This is a genomic window from Burkholderia sp. BCC0044 (assembly GCF_902832955.1).
In the GTDB taxonomy this organism is placed as follows: Bacteria; Pseudomonadota; Gammaproteobacteria; order Burkholderiales; family Burkholderiaceae; genus Burkholderia.
Window position 1 is genome coordinate 1 of record NZ_CADFDO010000009.1, and the last position, 16,363, is coordinate 16,363.

Annotated in this window: 17 protein-coding genes; 14 read left to right on the top strand and 3 right to left on the bottom strand. The window is 67.0% G+C overall.

Features of this window, described 5'->3' with window-relative positions; all coding sequences use genetic code 11:
• Nucleotides 1–339 precede the first annotated feature (339 nt).
• Entirely contained in the window at nucleotides 340–1,116 is a 777-nt protein-coding gene (locus HWX14_RS34155) for an enoyl-CoA hydratase (RefSeq protein ID WP_027783444.1), read from the bottom strand.
• 129 nt (nucleotides 1,117–1,245) lie between these two features.
• Between HWX14_RS34155 and paaN the strand changes: the two genes are divergently transcribed.
• From paaN to paaK, 5 genes are all read left to right on the top strand, one after another.
• Nucleotides 1,246–2,952 (top strand): phenylacetic acid degradation protein PaaN, encoded by a 1,707-nt coding sequence (paaN, locus tag HWX14_RS34160; protein ID WP_175886516.1) that lies wholly within the window; start codon nucleotides 1,246–1,248, stop codon nucleotides 2,950–2,952.
• Between the two features lie 87 nt (nucleotides 2,953–3,039).
• Nucleotides 3,040–4,242, top strand: coding sequence for a 3-oxoadipyl-CoA thiolase (gene pcaF, locus HWX14_RS34165; protein WP_175886517.1), 1,203 nt, complete (start codon nucleotides 3,040–3,042; stop codon nucleotides 4,240–4,242).
• Between the two features lie 45 nt (nucleotides 4,243–4,287).
• On the top strand, nucleotides 4,288–5,079 hold the full coding sequence (gene paaG / locus HWX14_RS34170) for a 2-(1,2-epoxy-1,2-dihydrophenyl)acetyl-CoA isomerase PaaG (protein WP_175886518.1): 792 nt from the start codon (nucleotides 4,288–4,290) through the stop codon (nucleotides 5,077–5,079).
• A 1-nt stretch (nucleotide 5,080) separates the two neighbouring features.
• Entirely contained in the window at nucleotides 5,081–5,533 is a 453-nt protein-coding gene (gene paaI, locus HWX14_RS34175; RefSeq protein ID WP_175886519.1) for a hydroxyphenylacetyl-CoA thioesterase PaaI, read from the top strand.
• A gap of 38 nt (nucleotides 5,534–5,571) precedes the next feature.
• The gene (gene paaK, locus HWX14_RS34180) at nucleotides 5,572–6,870 is read left to right on the top strand and encodes a phenylacetate--CoA ligase PaaK (protein ID WP_175886520.1); all 1,299 of its coding nucleotides are present in this window, start codon (nucleotides 5,572–5,574) and stop codon (nucleotides 6,868–6,870) included.
• A 285-nt stretch (nucleotides 6,871–7,155) separates the two neighbouring features.
• Here paaK and HWX14_RS34185 read toward each other — a convergent pair whose 3' ends face one another.
• Nucleotides 7,156–8,280 carry an MltA domain-containing protein gene (locus HWX14_RS34185; protein WP_244130402.1) on the bottom strand — a complete coding sequence of 375 codons (1,125 nt, stop codon included), beginning with the start codon at nucleotides 8,278–8,280 and terminating at the stop codon, nucleotides 7,156–7,158.
• Between the two features lie 28 nt (nucleotides 8,281–8,308).
• Between HWX14_RS34185 and HWX14_RS36695 the strand changes: the two genes are divergently transcribed.
• The gene (locus tag HWX14_RS36695) at nucleotides 8,309–8,452 is read left to right on the top strand and encodes a hypothetical protein (protein WP_244130403.1); all 144 of its coding nucleotides are present in this window, start codon (nucleotides 8,309–8,311) and stop codon (nucleotides 8,450–8,452) included.
• Between the two features lie 21 nt (nucleotides 8,453–8,473).
• Here HWX14_RS36695 and apaG read toward each other — a convergent pair whose 3' ends face one another.
• Nucleotides 8,474–8,848 carry a Co2+/Mg2+ efflux protein ApaG gene (apaG, locus tag HWX14_RS34190; RefSeq protein WP_006477037.1) on the bottom strand — a complete coding sequence of 125 codons (375 nt, stop codon included), beginning with the start codon at nucleotides 8,846–8,848 and terminating at the stop codon, nucleotides 8,474–8,476.
• A gap of 178 nt (nucleotides 8,849–9,026) precedes the next feature.
• On the opposite strand from apaG, the gene rpe reads away from it, so the two are divergent.
• From rpe to HWX14_RS34230, 8 genes are all read left to right on the top strand, one after another.
• Nucleotides 9,027–9,713 carry a ribulose-phosphate 3-epimerase gene (gene rpe / locus HWX14_RS34195; protein ID WP_011883156.1) on the top strand — a complete coding sequence of 229 codons (687 nt, stop codon included), beginning with the start codon at nucleotides 9,027–9,029 and terminating at the stop codon, nucleotides 9,711–9,713.
• 4 nt (nucleotides 9,714–9,717) lie between these two features.
• Entirely contained in the window at nucleotides 9,718–10,482 is a 765-nt protein-coding gene (locus HWX14_RS34200; RefSeq protein WP_175886522.1) for a phosphoglycolate phosphatase, read from the top strand.
• A gap of 357 nt (nucleotides 10,483–10,839) precedes the next feature.
• Complete coding sequence (trpE, locus tag HWX14_RS34205) at nucleotides 10,840–12,333, top strand: anthranilate synthase component I (protein ID WP_006477040.1); 1,494 nt, start codon at nucleotides 10,840–10,842, stop codon at nucleotides 12,331–12,333.
• 13 nt (nucleotides 12,334–12,346) lie between these two features.
• On the top strand, nucleotides 12,347–12,946 hold the full coding sequence (locus tag HWX14_RS34210; protein WP_175886523.1) for an aminodeoxychorismate/anthranilate synthase component II: 600 nt from the start codon (nucleotides 12,347–12,349) through the stop codon (nucleotides 12,944–12,946).
• 13 nt (nucleotides 12,947–12,959) lie between these two features.
• Nucleotides 12,960–13,991, top strand: a complete 1,032-nt coding sequence (trpD, locus tag HWX14_RS34215) for an anthranilate phosphoribosyltransferase (protein WP_006477042.1) — start codon at nucleotides 12,960–12,962, stop codon at nucleotides 13,989–13,991.
• A 28-nt stretch (nucleotides 13,992–14,019) separates the two neighbouring features.
• Entirely contained in the window at nucleotides 14,020–14,805 is a 786-nt protein-coding gene (gene trpC, locus HWX14_RS34220) for an indole-3-glycerol phosphate synthase TrpC (RefSeq protein ID WP_006477043.1), read from the top strand.
• Complete coding sequence (locus HWX14_RS34225; protein WP_175886524.1) at nucleotides 14,805–15,431, top strand: CYTH domain-containing protein; 627 nt, start codon at nucleotides 14,805–14,807, stop codon at nucleotides 15,429–15,431. The genes trpC and HWX14_RS34225 overlap by 1 nt, the downstream gene beginning before the upstream one ends.
• 13 nt (nucleotides 15,432–15,444) lie before the next feature.
• Nucleotides 15,445–16,329, top strand: coding sequence for a uracil-DNA glycosylase (locus HWX14_RS34230; protein ID WP_175886525.1), 885 nt, complete (start codon nucleotides 15,445–15,447; stop codon nucleotides 16,327–16,329).
• The last annotated feature ends 34 nt before the right edge of the window (nucleotides 16,330–16,363 follow it).

Consider the following 16,363-nt stretch of genomic DNA (forward strand, 5'->3'; position numbering starts at 1 on the left):
TTTCAGCAGCAGAGAAGCGAGATTATGAACCGTGTTTCGCAGTTCGTCAACAACTTTCTGAACCACTTCGTTGCGACTGCGGGGCTCAACTTCCTGCGCCGCCGAGGCTCGCTACAACCCGAACCCCAACAGCACCGCTTCCCTCTCTCCCGCGCTGCGTTTCCGTTAGCGCGAAAGAGGCGTGATTCTAAGCACCCGCCCCCATCCACGCAAGCCCTTTGTGAAGAAAGTTTGAAAAAGCCTCCGTGCGCTGACGCGCACGGAGGCTTTTGAAGAACCGCGCAAAGCAATCGCACCGATGACGGATAGTTATCGGATACCTCGTGCGGCACTGGCCGATCAGCGGTGCTTGAACACCGGCTTCCGCTTCTCGACGAATGCCGCCATCCCTTCCTTCTGGTCTTCGGTCGCGAACAACGAATGGAACAACCGACGCTCGAAATGGACGCCTTCAGCCAGTGTCGTCTCGTACGCGCGGTTCACCGACTCCTTGACCATCATGACCGCCGGCAGCGAAAACTCGGCGATCGTCGTCGCGGCGGCAATCGCCTCGTCGAGCAGCTTGTCGGCCGGCAGCACGCGCGATACGAGCCCGGCACGCTCGGCCTCGGCGGCGTCCATGAAGCGCGCGGTCAGGCACATGTCCATCGCCTTCGCCTTCGATACCGCGCGCGGCAGACGCTGCGTGCCGCCCGCGCCCGGCATGACGCCCAGCTTGATTTCCGGCTGGCCGAACTTGGCTGTATCCGCCGCGAAGATGATGTCGCACATCATCGCGAGTTCGCAACCACCACCCAGCGCAAAGCCCGAAACCGCGGCAATGATCGGTTTGCGGATCTCGCGGACCGTCTCCCAGTTGCGCGTGATGTAGTCGCCCCGATAGGCATCCATATAGGAGTAGGTCGCCATCATGCCGATGTCCGCGCCCGCCGCGAACGCCTTCTCGCTCCCGGTCACCACGATCGCCCCGATATCGTCGTCCGCATCGAACGCCTTCAGCGCAGCGCCCAGCTCGTCCATCAGCGCATCGTTCAGCGCATTCAGCGCTTTCGGACGGTTCAGCGTCACCAGACCGACACGCCCCCGGGTCTCCACCAGGATGTTCTCGTAAGCCATCTATTTCTCCTCGATCAATGAAATGAGAAACGCCTCGCACATGCGAATAGTTTGATGCTACCATTCTCCGACCAACCGGTCGGTTAATTAATCGATCCGATCCCTCTCAATGTTCATCAGGCCGCCGCCATGACCCATGCCCTGTTCACGAAGCACGAAGACACGCTGAAACACGCACTCGCCGCCATCGAGAGCCGCGGGTACTGGAGCCCGTTCGCCGAAATGCCGAGCCCCAAAGTGTACGGGGAAAGCGCCAGCGCGGACGGTGAGGCCGCGTTCAAGTCGCACCTCGACAAGACCTTCGTGCTCGACCAGCCGGCGTCCGGTGAAACGGTCGGCGCCGAGCGCTCGCCGTACGGCATCGCGCTGGGCATCCGGTATCCGAAATCGACGCCCGACGCACTGATCGCCGCCGCAGCCGCCGCGCAACGCACGTGGCGCGAAGCCGGCCCGCGCGCGTGGGTCGGCGTCAGCCTCGAAATCCTTGCGCGCCTGAACCGTGCAAGCTTCGAAATTGCCTACAGCGTGATGCACACCACCGGGCAAGCCTTCATGATGGCGTTCCAGGCCGGCGGCCCGCACGCGCAGGACCGCGCCCTCGAGGCGGTCGCCTATGCGTGGGACGAACTGCGTCGCATCCCGGCCGACGCGCACTGGGAAAAGCCGCAAGGCAAGAACCCGCCGCTCGCGATGCACAAGCGCTATACGATCGTGCCGCGCGGCACTGGCCTCGTGCTCGGCTGCTGCACGTTCCCGACCTGGAACGGCTACCCGGGCCTGTTCGCCGACCTGGCAACCGGCAATACCGTGATCGTCAAACCGCACCCGGGCGCGATCCTGCCGCTCGCCATCACGGTGCGGATCGCACGCGACGTGCTGCGCGAAGCCGGGTTCGATCCGAACGTGGTCACGCTCCTCGCGACCGAACCCAACGACGGCGCCCTCGTCCAGGATCTCGCGCTGCGCCCCGAGATCAAGCTGATCGACTTCACCGGCAGCACGCAGAACGGCACGTGGCTCGAACGCCATGCCCATCAGGCACAGGTCTATACCGAGAAAGCCGGCGTCAACCAGATCGTGATCGACTCGACCGACGATCTGAAGGCCGCCGCCAAGAACATCGCGTTTTCGCTGGCGCTGTACTCCGGCCAGATGTGCACGGCGCCGCAGAACATCTACGTGCCACGCGACGGCATCCGGACGGCCGACGGCCATGCGAGCTTCGACGAAGTCGCGCAAGCGATCGCGGTTGCCGTGCAAAAACTCACCGGCGACCCGGCACGCTCGGTCGAACTGATCGGCGCGATCCAGAACGACGGCGTGACCGCACGCATCGACGACGCGCGCAAGCTCGGCCGCGTACTCGCGGACAGCGTGACGCTCCAGCATCCCGCCTTCCCCGATGCGCGCGTGCGCACGCCGCTCGTGCTGCAGCTCGACGGGGCCGACCGCGAGAAATTCACGCAGGAGTGGTTCGGACCGATCTCGTTCGTGATCGCGACCGACTCGACCGCGCAATCGCTCGATCTCGCCGGTGAAATTGCCGCCGAGCATGGCGCGCTGACCCTCTCCGTCTACAGCACCGACGACGCAATCGTCGACGCCGCGCACGACGCGGCAGTACGTGGCGGTGTCGCGCTGTCGATCAACCTGACGGGCGGCGTATTCGTCAATCAGTCGGCCGCGTTCTCCGACTTCCACGGCACGGGCGCGAACCCGGCAGCCAACGCCGCGCTGGCCGACCCGGCGTTCGTTGCCAACCGGTTCCGCGTGGTGCAAAGCCGCGTCCATGTTGCCCCGAAGGCGGTACCAGCGGAAGCTGGCCAGACGGCATAACCCGAACGGCCGAGGTGCAAACGCCGTCACGTTCTCTACCATGAACGAATCCGCCACCCGGCGGGCTCGTCACTCACCGATACGCCCATGACAGACGCCTACATCTGCGATGCGATTCGCACCCCCATCGGCCGCTACGGCGGCGCCCTGAAAGATGTCCGCGCCGACGACCTCGGCGCGGTGCCGCTCAAGGCGCTGATCGAGCGCAACCGCAACGTCGACTGGGCGGCGATCGATGACGTGATCTATGGTTGCGCGAACCAGGCCGGCGAGGACAACCGCAACGTCGCGCGCATGTCGGCGCTGCTGGCGGGCCTGCCCATTGCCGTGCCGGGCACGACGCTGAACCGGCTGTGCGGCTCCGGAATGGACGCGGTCGGCACGGCCGCGCGTGCGATCAAGGCAGGTGAAGCGCGCCTGATAATCGCAGGTGGCGTCGAGAGCATGACGCGCGCGCCGTTCGTGATGGGCAAGGCCACGAGCGCGTTCGCGCGGCAGGCCGACATCTTCGATACGACGATCGGCTGGCGTTTCGTCAATCCGCTGATGAAGCACCTGCATGGCGTCGATTCGATGCCGGAAACCGCGGAGAACGTCGCGGTCGACTACCACATCAGCCGCGCCGATCAGGACCTGTTCGCGCTGCGCAGCCAGCAGAAGGCCGCGCGGGCGCAGCAGGACGGCACGCTCGCTGAAGAAATCGTCGCGGTCACGATTGCGCAGAAGAAAGGCGACGCCATCGTCGTATCGCGCGACGAGCATCCGCGCGAGACGTCACTCGAAGCGCTTGCGAAGCTCAAGGGTGTCGTGCGCCCGGACGGCTCCGTGACGGCCGGCAACGCGTCGGGCGTCAACGACGGCGCCTGCGCGCTGCTGCTCGCCAATGCGCAGGCGGCCGACCAGTATGGCCTGCGCCGCCGCGCACGCGTCGTCGGCATGGCGACCGCCGGCGTCGAGCCACGCGTGATGGGCATCGGCCCCGCGCCGGCCACGCAGAAACTGCTGCACCAGCTCGGCATGCGCATCGACCAGTTCGACGTGATCGAGCTGAACGAAGCATTTGCGTCGCAAGGTCTCGCGGTGCTGCGCATGCTCGGCGTCGCCGACGACGATCCGCGCGTGAACCCGAACGGCGGCGCGATCGCGCTCGGCCACCCGCTCGGCGCATCGGGCGCGCGGCTCGTCACCACGGCGCTCCATCAACTGGAACGTACCGGCGGCCGCTTCGCGCTCTGTACGATGTGCATCGGCGTCGGCCAGGGCATCGCGCTCGCGATCGAACGCGTGTAACCGACGCGCCGCGCGCCTATAACGAAGTCATGACGGAGATACTGCATGTCCTATCAGGCGATCCAGCTGGATATCGATCAGGCCGCGCGCGTGGCCACGATCACGCTCAACCGCCCCGACAAGCTGAACAGCTTCACGCGGGCGATGCATCGCGAACTGCAGTCGGCGCTCGATGAAGTCGAGGCGGCCGGTGCACGCGCGCTGATTCTGACGGGGGCGGGGCGCGGCTTTTGCGCGGGCCAGGATCTGGCCGACCTCGACTTCACGCCGGGCGCGTCCACCGACCTCGGCACGCTGATCGACGAGCATTTCAATCCGCTGATCCGCCGCCTGCAGCGTCTGCCGATTCCGGTGATCGCCGCCGTCAACGGCACGGCGGCCGGCGCCGGCGCGAATCTCGCACTCGCTTGCGATCTCGTGTTCGCCGCCCGCTCGAGCAGTTTCATCCAGGCCTTCGTGAAGATCGGGCTGGTACCCGATTCGGGCGGCACGTGGTTCCTGCCGCAACGCATCGGCATGGCGCGCGCGCTGGGGCTCGCGCTGACCGGCGACAAGCTCGGCGCCGAACAGGCCGAACAGTGGGGCCTGATCTGGCGTGCGGTCGACGACGACACGCTCGTCGCGACGGCCCGCCAAATCGCCACCCAGCTCGCGCAGCAGCCGACGCTCGCCATCGCATCGATCAAGCAGTCGATGCGAGACAGCGTCACGAACACGCTCGATCAGCAGCTCGACCTGGAGCGCGACCTGCAGCGCAAGCTCGGCCAGTCGCACGACTATACGGAAGGCGTGAAGGCCTTCATCGAGAAGCGCGCGCCGCGCTTCGAGGGGCGTTGACATGACGAACGCCACCGCCACGCTCGACCCCGATTCGCTCGCCCGCGCCACCGCGCAGGCCATGTACGACGCCGATGCCTGCAGCCGCGCGTTCGGCATGGAAATCGCCGAAGTCCGCGCCGGCTACGCCCGCCTGCAGATGCGCGTGCGGCCCGAATTCCTGAACGGGCATCAGACCTGCCACGGCGGGATCATCTTCACGCTCGCCGATTCGACGTTCGCGTTCGCATGCAACTCGTACAACCTGAATGCGGTCGCGGCCGGATGCTCGATCGAATTCCTGCGCCCCGTGCACGGCGGCGACATGCTGACGGCCGAGGCGATCGAACAGGCGCGTGCCGGCCGCCACGGCATCTACGACATCCGCGTCACGAACCAGACAGGCGACACGGTTGCGATGTTTCGCGGCAAATCCGCCCAGATCAAGGGCACGGTCATCCCGGAAGACCGCTGACGTCGACGGGTCGCCCATAACAAACACTGGAGACATGCATGACTACCCCGCTACCGCTCGAGCCGATCGAGACCGCCTCACGCGACGAGCTGACCGCGCTGCAGCTCGAACGCCTCAAGTGGTCGCTCCGGCACGCGTATGACCATTCGCCCGTCTATCGCCGCAAATTCGACGAAGCGGGCGTGCATCCGGACGACCTGAAAACGCTCGCCGACCTGTCGCGCTTTCCGTTCACGACCAAGGGCGACCTGCGCGACAGCTATCCGTTCGGGATGTTCGCGGTGCCGCAGGACCAGATCTCGCGCATCCACGCGTCGTCGGGCACGACGGGCAAGCCGACGGTCGTCGGCTATACGGCCGCCGACATCGATACGTGGGCGAATCTCGTCGCGCGCTCGATCCGCGCGGCCGGTGCGCGTCGCGGCGACAAGGTGCACGTCAGCTACGGCTATGGCCTCTTCACGGGCGGGCTCGGCGCACACTACGGCGCCGAACGCGCGGGCCTCACCGTGATCCCGTTCGGCGGCGGCCAGACCGAAAAGCAGGTACAGCTGATCCAGGATTTCCGGCCCGACATCATCATGGTCACGCCGAGCTACATGCTGTCGATCGCCGACGAGATCGAGCGCCAGGGCCTCGATCCCGTGCAGAGTTCGCTGCGCATCGGCATCTTCGGCGCGGAGCCGTGGACCAACGACATGCGCGTCGCGATCGAACAGCGGATGGGGATCGACGCGGTCGACATCTACGGGCTGTCCGAAGTGATGGGCCCGGGCGTGGCGTCCGAATGCGTCGAGACCAAGGACGGCCCGACCATCTGGGAAGACCACTTCTATCCGGAAATCATCGACCCCGAAACCGGCGAAGTGCTGCCGGACGGCGAACTCGGCGAGCTCGTGTTCACGTCGCTGACGAAGGAAGCGCTGCCGATCGTCCGCTACCGCACCCGCGACCTCACGCGCCTGTTGCCGGGCACCGCCCGGACGATGCGGCGAATGGAGAAGATCACCGGCCGGTCGGACGACATGATGATCGTGCGCGGCGTCAACGTGTTCCCGACGCAAATCGAGGAGCAGTTGCTCAAGCAGCGCGCGCTCGCGCCACACTATCAGATCGTGCTGACGAAGGAAGGTCCGCTCGACGTGCTGACGCTCAACGTCGAACCCTGCCCGGAGACCGCGCCCGATACCGCAGCGATCCAGACGGCCAAACAGGCGCTCGCGTACGACATCAAGTCGCTGATCGGCGTGACGGCCGTGATCAACGTGCTGCCGGTGAATGGCATCGAACGTTCGGTCGGCAAGGCGCGCCGCGTCGTCGACAAACGCAAGGGCTGAGGTCACCTCGCCGCGCAGGCGATGGGGGTGGACTTCGCGTACTCGCCGCGCGCACGCCGCGCAGCGGCGAATCCGAGCCTGCAAACGAAACAGCCCGGTCGGCCAACGCCAATCGGGCTGTTTTACGCCAAGGCGTCGTTCGACACGTGACGCACGAGCATCACGCGAACCGAAATCACATGGGCACACCGGCGATCAGACCGGCACGCGCCTCACGCATGAGACGCGCCGCGGGTGCCGAATCTTATGCACGGGCCACCCTCCGGGCAACCCACGCCGCCCCAATCACGAATTCGGGAACAGCAGCCACATCCGGCCGACCTGCTTCATCCGGCCGGCCTGGTCGCCGGCATCGTCGCCGAGCCCCCAGAAATAATCTGCCCGCACGCCGCCCTTGATCGCCGAGCCCGTATCCTGCGCGAACACGAGCCGGTTCATCGGCGTATTCGTCAGCGGACGCGTGGTCTGCAGGAACACCGGCGTGCCGAGCGGGATCGACGACGGATCGACCGCGATCGAGCGCTCCGGCGTCAGCGGCACGCCGAGCGCACCGATCGGACCGTCCGCGCCGCCGTGCGGCGCATCCTCCTTGGTCGGCATGTCGCGGAAGAACACGAAGCGCGGATTCGTATCGAGCAGCGCGTCGACGCGCGTCGGGTTCGCCTTCGCCCAGGCCTTGATGCCCTGCATCGTCGCCTGCGCGGGCGTCAGCTCGCCGCGATCGAGCAGCCACTTGCCGATCGAACGGTACGGCTGGTTGTTGGTGCCGCCGAAGCCGACCCGCATCACCGAACCGTCGTCGAGCAGCACGCGGCCCGAGCCCTGCACCTGCAGGAAGAATGCCTCGATCGGATCGTCGACCCACACGAGTTCGTTGCCGTTCAGGATGCCGGCGCGCTCGAGCTGCGCGCGTGCCGGCAGCGCGGCGCCCGCGCGATAGCCGGCCGGCCAGCGATAGAGCGCGTACTGATACGGGCCGCGGCGCACGCGCGAACCGTGCAGCAGCGGCTCGTAATAGCCGGTCACGAGCCCGTCGAGCGTTCCGTCGGTGTTCGCGAACTGGAACGGCGTGAAATACGTTTCGAAGAAGGCGCGGGCGCTGCTGACGTCGAGCTCGTCGAGCCGGTCGGCGGCCGCGCAAGCGCGCGCCCAGGCCGGCTGGCGCGCGAGCCGCGCGCAGTTCTGCCGCAGCGCGGCCGTCGCGCCGATCAGCGAATCGTCCTGCCAGCCCGGCACCTGCTGCCACGCGACCGGCGTGAGCCGCTTCGCGGCAACCTGCCCCGGCACGACCGCCGCACCGGTCGGCGGCTTCAGCGCGGAAGTCCGCGTCGGCGCGCCGCCGCACGCGGCGAGCAGCGCCGCTGCCGCGGCTGCGGCCATCCACCCGGCCAGCCGGGGCCCAAACCACATACAATGTCCGTTCTTGATGGAAACCGCCATGTCAGATTTTCTCGACCAATATCCGATGCTCATCTTCGCGCTCGAAGCCTTCGTCGCGCTTGCCCTGCTGATCTTCATCGTCGTGTGGACGTCGTCGGGCAGAAAGAAGCAGGCCCGCCCCAACGACCGCCAGCCGCGCTGACGCGGGCCGCGCGCCGCACGCTCAATGCAGCGTGCGCGGCATGTGCAGGGCGAACTCGTCGACCGGCGCCTCGAAACGCTCGCCGTCCTCCGCCACGCAAAAGTACGCACCGCGCATCGTGCCGACCGGCGTCGCGATCACGGCCCAGCTCGTGTATTCGAAATGCTCGCCCGGCTGCAGCAGCGGCTGGTGCCCGACGACGCCGAGCCCCTTCACTTCCTGCACGTGGCTCTCGCTGTCCGTGATGATCCAGTGACGTGCGATCAGCTGTGCCGCGACCTGTCCCGTGTTGCGGATGGTCAGCGTGTACGCGAATGCGTATTGACGGTGATCGGGGTCGGATTGTTCCGGCAAGTAGCTGGTTTTCACCGAAACGGTGAACTGATACTGACTCATGGTGTGTCCGCTGTAGGTAACCGCGCGCGCCGACTCGAGCGGCCGGGCCGCGGGCGCGCCGCATTGGTTCGGCATTCTATGCGCAATCGGGCCGCAACCGCACGGCCTGCCGCCGCGCACCGGGTCGCCGGACGGTAGAATGACGGTTTTGCGCCGCAACGTCCCCCGCTCCCCTGTCATGACTCAATTCCGCATCGCTCCCAGCATCCTGTCGGCCGACTTTGCTCGGCTCGGCGAAGAAGTCCGCAACGTGGTCGCCGCCGGCGCCGACTGGATCCACTTCGACGTGATGGACAACCATTATGTGCCGAACCTGACGATCGGCCCGCTCGTCTGCGAGGCGATCCGCCCGCACGTGCAGGTGCCGATCGACGTGCACCTGATGGTGCGCCCGGTCGACCGGATCGTGCCCGATTTCGCGAAGGCCGGCGCGAACCTGATCAGCTTCCACCCGGAAGGCTCCGACCACATCGACCGCACGCTGTCGCTGATCCGCGACCACGGCTGCAAGGCCGGTCTCGTGTTCAATCCGGCCACGCCGCTGAACTACCTCGACCACGTGATGGATCGCCTCGACTTCGTGCTGCTGATGTCGGTGAACCCCGGCTTCGGCGGCCAGTCGTTCATCCCGGAAACGCTGAACAAGCTGCGCGAAGCGCGCGCCCGCATCGACGCGTACACCGAGCGCACCGGCCGCGAGATCCTGCTCGAAGTCGACGGCGGCGTGAAGACCGACAACATCGCGGAAATCGCGGCGGCCGGCGCCGATACGTTCGTCGCCGGTTCGGCGATCTTCGGCAAGCCCGACTACCGCAAGGTGATCGACGAGATGCGCGCGGCGCTCGCCACCGTCGAGCGGAGCTGACGCCGTGGCCGACTCGTCGTTCGCCGGCCACGCGCCGGCCGGGGCCGCCACGGCGGCTGCGCCGATCCGCTTCGCCGCGCCGCGCATCGACGCCGCGCTGATCGACCTCGACGGCACGATGGTCGACACGGCCGACGATTTCACGGCCGGCCTGAACGGGATGCTCGCGCAGCTCGGCGCGCCGGCCACGTCGCGCGACGAGGTGATCGGCTACGTCGGCAAGGGCTCCGAACACCTGATCCAGAGCGTGCTGAAGCCGCGCTTCGCGCCTGACGAAGCGCACGCGCGCTTCGACGACGCGCTCGCGATCTACCAGACCGAATACGCGAAGATCAACGGCCGCCACACGCGTCTCTATCCGGACGTGGCGGCCGGGCTCGACGCGCTGCGCGCGGCCGGCATCCGGCTCGCGTGCGTGACGAACAAGCCGCACCGCTTCGCGGTCGAGCTGCTCGAACAATACGGGCTGGCCGGCCGCTTCGGCATCGTGCTGGGCGGCGACAGCGTCGCGCGCAAGAAGCCCGATCCGCTGCCGATGCTGACGGCCTGCGACGCGCTCGGCGTCGCGCCGGACGCGGCAGTCGCGATCGGCGACTCGGAAAACGACGCGCTGGCGGGCCGCGCGGCCGGGATGGCGACGCTGACGGTGCCGTACGGCTACAACCACGGCAAAGCTATACAAACGATAAATTCGGATGGTATAGTCGATTCGTTGCTGGTCGCGGCTCGCGCAATTTCCGCGCACAACGCCGCCCGGCCAACCGTCTGATTATTTCTTCCATCCGCATGTTTCTGAATAAAAAACGGAGTCTGAGCAGCATCGACCGGGGAGCCTGGCCCTGGCGTCGCTGGTCGCGCTAACCTCTTCGATGAGGTACGCTGAAGCACGTCTTCAGCGCCGTTTTTTATCTCGCTGCGCATCCGCGCGCCGACCGTCGCACCACCTCGAGTTCCACCGCGCCCGAACGCTTGCGTTCAGGATCGGCCGCAGGCTCGCGACGTTCACGCCCGGAGTGCCGGCCGGCAACAGGCACTTCTCGATCGACCGCCCTTTCGCCGACGGCCACCCGCGCAGCGTCAAATGATCCCTGGCGCACGCGCCGCTCGTCCCGAACAGGACCGGAACATGACCGAACTCGAATTCCAATCGCTCGCGAACGAAGGCTACAACCGCATCCCGCTGATCGCGGAAGCCCTTGCCGATCTCGAAACGCCGCTGTCCCTCTACCTGAAGCTGGCCCAGCCCGAACGCGCGGGCGCCAACTCGTTCCTGCTCGAATCGGTGGTCGGCGGCGAACGTTTCGGCCGCTATTCGTTCATCGGCCTGCCCGCCCGCACGCTCGTACGTACCCGCAACGGCGTGTCGGAAGTCGTGCGCGACGGCCAGGTCGTCGAGACGCACGACGGCGACCCGTTCCAGTTCATCGAATCGTTCCAGGCGCGCTTCAAGGTCGCGCAGCGCCCGGGCCTGCCGCGTTTCTGCGGCGGCCTCGCCGGCTACTTCGGCTACGACGCGGTGCGCTACATCGAGAAGAAGCTCGCGAACACCGCACCGCGCGACGATCTCGGCCTGCCCGACATCCAGTTGCTGCTGACGGAAGAAGTCGCGGTGATCGACAACCTCGCCGGCAAGCTCTACCTGATCATCTACGCGGATCCGGGCCAGCCCGAAGCGTATGCGAAGGCGAAACACCGCCTGCGCGAACTGAAGCAGCGCCTGCGCACGACCGTGCAGCCGCCCGTCACGTCGGCGAGCGTGCGCACCGAGACGTTCCGCGAATTCAAGAAGGACGACTATCTGGCTGCCGTGCGCCAGGCGAAGGAATACATCGCCGCCGGCGAGCTGATGCAGATCCAGGTCGGCCAGCGGCTGACGAAGCCGTACCGCGACAATCCGCTGTCGCTGTACCGCGCGCTGCGTTCGCTGAATCCGTCGCCGTACATGTATTACTACAACTTCGGCGATTTCCACGTGGTCGGCGCGTCGCCGGAAATCCTGGTGCGCCAGGAAAAGCGCGGCGAAGACCAGATCGTCACGATCCGGCCGCTCGCCGGCACGCGCCCGCGCGGCAACACGCCCGAGCGCGACGCGGAACTCGCGACCGAGCTGCTGAACGATCCGAAGGAGATCGCCGAGCACGTGATGCTGATCGACCTCGCGCGCAACGACGTCGGCCGCATCGCGGAAATCGGCTCGGTGCAGGTGACCGACAAGATGGTGATCGAGAAGTACTCGCACGTGCAGCACATCGTCAGCTCGGTCGAAGGCAAGCTGAAGCCCGGCATGACGAACTACGACGTGCTGCGTGCGACGTTCCCGGCCGGCACGCTGTCCGGCGCGCCGAAGGTGCGCGCGATGGAACTGATCGACGAGCTCGAGCCGGTCAAGCGCGGGCTGTACGGCGGTGCGGTCGGCTACCTGTCGTTCTCGGGCGAGATGGATCTCGCGATCGCGATCCGCACGGGCCTGATCCACAACGGCAACCTGTACGTGCAAGCGGCGGCCGGCGTCGTCGCGGATTCGGTGCCCGAATCCGAATGGCAAGAGACCGAGAACAAGGCGCGCGCGGTGCTGCGTGCGGCCGAACAGGTCCAGGACGGCCTCGATAGCGACTTCTGACCGGAGACTGACCATGCTGCTCATGATCGACAACTACGACTCGTTTACCTACAACCTGGTCCAGTACTTCGGTGAACTCGGCGAGGACGTGCGTACCTACCGCAACGACGAAATCACGCTCGACGACATCGCGCGCCTGAACCCCGACACCATCTGCCTGTCGCCCGGCCCGAGCAATCCGCAACACGCGGGCATCACGCTCGACGTGCTGCGCGAATTCGCGGGCCGGAAGCCGATCCTCGGCGTCTGCCTCGGCCACCAGGCGATCGGCGAAGCGTTCGGCGGCCGCGTCGTGCGCGCGAAGACCATCATGCACGGCAAGGTGAGCCGGATCGAAACCGACTGCCGCGGCGTGTTCGCCGACCTGCCGAAGCATTTCGACGTGACGCGCTATCACTCGCTCGCGATCGAGCGCGAATCGCTGCCGGACTGCCTCGAGGTGTCCGCGTGGACCGACGACGGCGAGATCATGGGCGTGCGTCACAAGACGCTGCCAATCGAAGGCGTGCAGTTCCACCCGGAATCGATCCTGTCCGAGCACGGCCATGCGCTGCTCGAGAATTTCCTGAAGCAGCATCGCGCAGCGGCCCATGCCGCGGCACCGGCTGCCTGACGGGAGACGCACGATGACGATTACCCCGCAGGAAGCGCTGCAACGCACGATCGAGCACCGCGAGATCTTCCACGACGAAATGCTGCACCTGATGCGGCTCATCATGCGCGGCGACCTGTCGCCCGTGATGGCGGCCGCGATCATCACCGGGCTGCGCGTGAAGAAGGAGACGATCGGCGAGATCGCCGCCGCCGCGACCGTGATGCGCGAATTCGCGAACCACGTCGAGGTGCAGGACAACTCGAACTTCGTCGACATCGTCGGCACCGGCGGCGACGGCTCGCACACGTTCAACATCTCGACCGCGTCGATGTTCGTCACGGCGGCCGCGGGCGCGAAGGTCGCGAAGCACGGCAACCGCGGCGTGTCCAGCAAGTCCGGCAGCGCCGACGTGCTCGAGGCGCTCGGCGTGAACATCGACCTGCAGTCGGAGCAGGTCGCCGCGTCGATCGCCGAAACCGGCATGGGCTTCATGTTCGCGCCGAACCATCACCCGGCGATGAAGAACATCGCGGCCGTGCGCCGTGAGCTCGGCGTGCGCACGATCTTCAACATCCTCGGCCCGCTGACCAATCCGGCCGGCGCGCCGAACCAGCTGATGGGCGTGTTCCACCCCGACCTCGTCGGCATCCAGGTGCGCGTGATGCAGCGCCTCGGCGCACAGCACGTGCTCGTCGTGTACGGCAAGGACGGCATGGACGAGGTGTCGCTCGGCGCCGCGACGCTCGTCGGCGAGTTGCGCGACGGCAAGGTGCACGAATACGAGATCCATCCGGAGGACTTCGGCCTGCAGATGGTGTCGAACCGCACGCTGAAGGTGGAAAATGCGGACGAATCGCGCACGATGCTGCTCGGCGCGCTGGACAACCAGCCGGGCGTCGCGCGCGAGATCGTCACGCTGAACGCGGGCACCGCGCTCTATGCGGCCAATATCGCCGAATCGATCGCGGACGGCATCCAGCTCGCCCGCGAAGCGATCGCGAGCGGCAAGGCCCGCGCGAAGGTCGACGAACTCGTGCGCTTCACGCAGCAGTTCAAGCGCTGACCCTCTTACGAATCAAGCAGGAACCCCTATGAGCGACATTCTCGACCGAATCATCGCCGTCAAGCGCGAAGAAATCGCGGCGGCCCTGCGCAGCACGCCGCTCGAGGCACTGAAACTGGAAGCCTCCGCGCGCGACCTGCGCGACTTCGTCGGCGCGCTGCGGGCGAAGCATGCGGCCGGCAACGCCGCCGTGATCGCCGAAATCAAGAAGGCGAGCCCGTCGAAAGGCGTGCTGCGCGAGCATTTCGTGCCGGCCGACATCGCGCGCTCGTATGCGGCGCACGGCGCTGCGTGCCTGTCGGTGCTGACCGACGAGCAGTTCTTCCAGGGCGGCGTCCGCTACCTTGAGGAAGCGCGCGCGGCCTGCACGCTGCCGGTGCTGCGCAAGGACTTCATCGTCGACGCGTACCAGATCGTCGAAGCCCGCGCGATGGGCGCCGACGCGATCCTGCTGATCGCCGCCGCGCTCGACACGCCGCTGATGCAGGATCTCGAAGCCTACGCGCACTCGCTCGGCCTCGCGGTGCTCGTCGAAGTGCACGACCGCCACGAGATGGAACAGGCGCTGACGCTCAAGACGCCGCTGCTCGGCATCAACAACCGCAACCTGCGCACGTTCGAAACGTCGATCCAGACCACGCTCGACATGCTCGACATGATTCCGGCCGATCGCATCGTCGTGACCGAATCGGGCATCCTGTCGCGCACCGACGTCGACACGATGCGCGCGGCGAACGTGAACACGTTCCTCGTCGGCGAGGCGTTCATGCGCGCCGAGCAGCCGGGCGAGGAACTCGCACGGATGTTCTTCTGATGGCGATCGAACAGGAAATCAAGCTCGCGCTGCCGGCCGGCCAGGCCGACGCCGCGCGCCGCTTCTTCGAGACGCTGACCGGCGAACCCGGTCGCGCGATCACGCTCGCGAACGTCTATTACGACACGCCCGATCTCGCGCTGGCACGCTCGAAGAGCGCGGTGCGCGTGCGCCGCACGCCCGACGGCTGGCTGCAGACGTTCAAGACGGTCGGCAGCGCGGAAGGCGGCCTGCATAGCCGCCACGAATGGGAACTGCCGGTCGCCGGCGACGCGCTCGAAATCGACGCGCTCGTCGCGGCCTGCGACGTGCCGGAAGCCGCCGCCGCGCTGAATGACGCGGCCGGCGCGCTGCACGCGCTGTTCCGCACGGATTTTTCGCGTACGCTGTGGCGCATCGCAATCGGCGGCGCGACCGTCGAGGCCGCGGTGGACCTCGGCGAGATCGTCGTCCAGGCGGACCACGAAACGCGCCGCGAACCGATCAGCGAAATCGAACTCGAACTGATCGACGGCCCGGAAACGGCGCTCGCGACGCTCGCCGCCGAACTGCAGCAGGCGCTGCCGGGCCTCGTTCCCGAAAACATCAGCAAGGCGCAGCGCGGCTACCGGCTGCGCGCGCAATAAACACGCATCACGCATGGCAACCCGCAAGACTTCCCGCGCGCCGCAACAGGCGTCGCTGTTCGACGATCCCGTGCCGGAAACGGCACCGGCCGATATTCCGTCCCCGGCTTCCGAGCCGCCCGCGGCCCGGCGCAAACCCGCGAAGCAAACCGCGGCACCGCGGCCCGTTGCCGCCGACGTGCCGCATCTCGCCGCGCAATTCGACGCGCTGCCGGCCGTCTGGCGCGACGTGCTGAAGCCGTTCACCGACAGCGACGCGTACGCGCCGCTGTGCCGCTTCGTCGATGAAGAGCGCGCCGCCGGCAAGACCGTCTATCCGACCGACGTGTTCCGCGCGCTGCGCCTGACGAGCCCCGACGACGTGAAGGTCGTGATCCTCGGCCAGGATCCGTACCACGGCGACGACCGCGGCACGCCGCAGGCGCACGGCCTTGCGTTCTCGGTGCCGCCGGCCGTCCGCACGCCGCCGTCGCTGCGCAACATCTTCAAGGAAATCGCCGCGAACTTCGGTCACGACACGCCGCGTCACGGCTGCCTCGACACGTGGGCGCGCCAGGGCGTGCTGCTGCTCAATACCGTACTGACGGTCGAGCGCGGCGCGGCCGCGAGCCATGCGAAGCGCGGCTGGGAGCAATGCACGGACACGCTGATCCGCGAGCTCGCCGGCCGCCATCGCGGCCTCGTGTTCATGCTGTGGGGTGCGCACGCGCAGGCGAAGCGCGCGCTGTTCGACGCGAACGCGCATTGCGTGCTCGAGGCGCCGCATCCGTCGCCGCTGTCCGCACACCGCGGCTTCCTCGGCTGCCGCCATTTCGCGCTCGCGAACGACTATCTGGCCGCCGCGGGCCGCGAACCGATCGACTGGCGCCTGCCGGACGTAGCCGAAACGCTCGCGTAACGGCCTCCGCGGCGAGTTCGCCGGCCGAATGCAA

Bases quoted from the DNA above. Each gene is read 5' to 3' on its own strand.
- HWX14_RS34225 (WP_175886524.1), top strand. From the start codon at position 14,805: ATGGCGATCGAACAGGAAATCAAGCTCGCGCTGCCGGCCGGCCAGGCC.
- paaG (WP_175886518.1), top strand. From the start codon at position 4,288: ATGTCCTATCAGGCGATCCAGCTGGATATCGATCAGGCCGCGCGCGTG.
- pcaF (WP_175886517.1), top strand. From the start codon at position 3,040: ATGACAGACGCCTACATCTGCGATGCGATTCGCACCCCCATCGGCCGC.
- trpC (WP_006477043.1), top strand. From the start codon at position 14,020: ATGAGCGACATTCTCGACCGAATCATCGCCGTCAAGCGCGAAGAAATC.
- HWX14_RS34210 (WP_175886523.1), top strand. From the start codon at position 12,347: ATGCTGCTCATGATCGACAACTACGACTCGTTTACCTACAACCTGGTC.
- apaG (WP_006477037.1), bottom strand. From the start codon at position 8,848: ATGAGTCAGTATCAGTTCACCGTTTCGGTGAAAACCAGCTACTTGCCG.
- trpD (WP_006477042.1), top strand. From the start codon at position 12,960: ATGACGATTACCCCGCAGGAAGCGCTGCAACGCACGATCGAGCACCGC.
- rpe (WP_011883156.1), top strand. From the start codon at position 9,027: ATGACTCAATTCCGCATCGCTCCCAGCATCCTGTCGGCCGACTTTGCT.
- HWX14_RS34230 (WP_175886525.1), top strand. From the start codon at position 15,445: ATGGCAACCCGCAAGACTTCCCGCGCGCCGCAACAGGCGTCGCTGTTC.
- HWX14_RS34185 (WP_244130402.1), bottom strand. From the start codon at position 8,280: ATGTGGTTTGGGCCCCGGCTGGCCGGGTGGATGGCCGCAGCCGCGGCA.
- HWX14_RS36695 (WP_244130403.1), top strand. From the start codon at position 8,309: ATGTCAGATTTTCTCGACCAATATCCGATGCTCATCTTCGCGCTCGAA.
- trpE (WP_006477040.1), top strand. From the start codon at position 10,840: ATGACCGAACTCGAATTCCAATCGCTCGCGAACGAAGGCTACAACCGC.
- paaN (WP_175886516.1), top strand. From the start codon at position 1,246: ATGACCCATGCCCTGTTCACGAAGCACGAAGACACGCTGAAACACGCA.
- HWX14_RS34155 (WP_027783444.1), bottom strand. From the start codon at position 1,116: ATGGCTTACGAGAACATCCTGGTGGAGACCCGGGGGCGTGTCGGTCTG.
- paaK (WP_175886520.1), top strand. From the start codon at position 5,572: ATGACTACCCCGCTACCGCTCGAGCCGATCGAGACCGCCTCACGCGAC.
- paaI (WP_175886519.1), top strand. From the start codon at position 5,081: ATGACGAACGCCACCGCCACGCTCGACCCCGATTCGCTCGCCCGCGCC.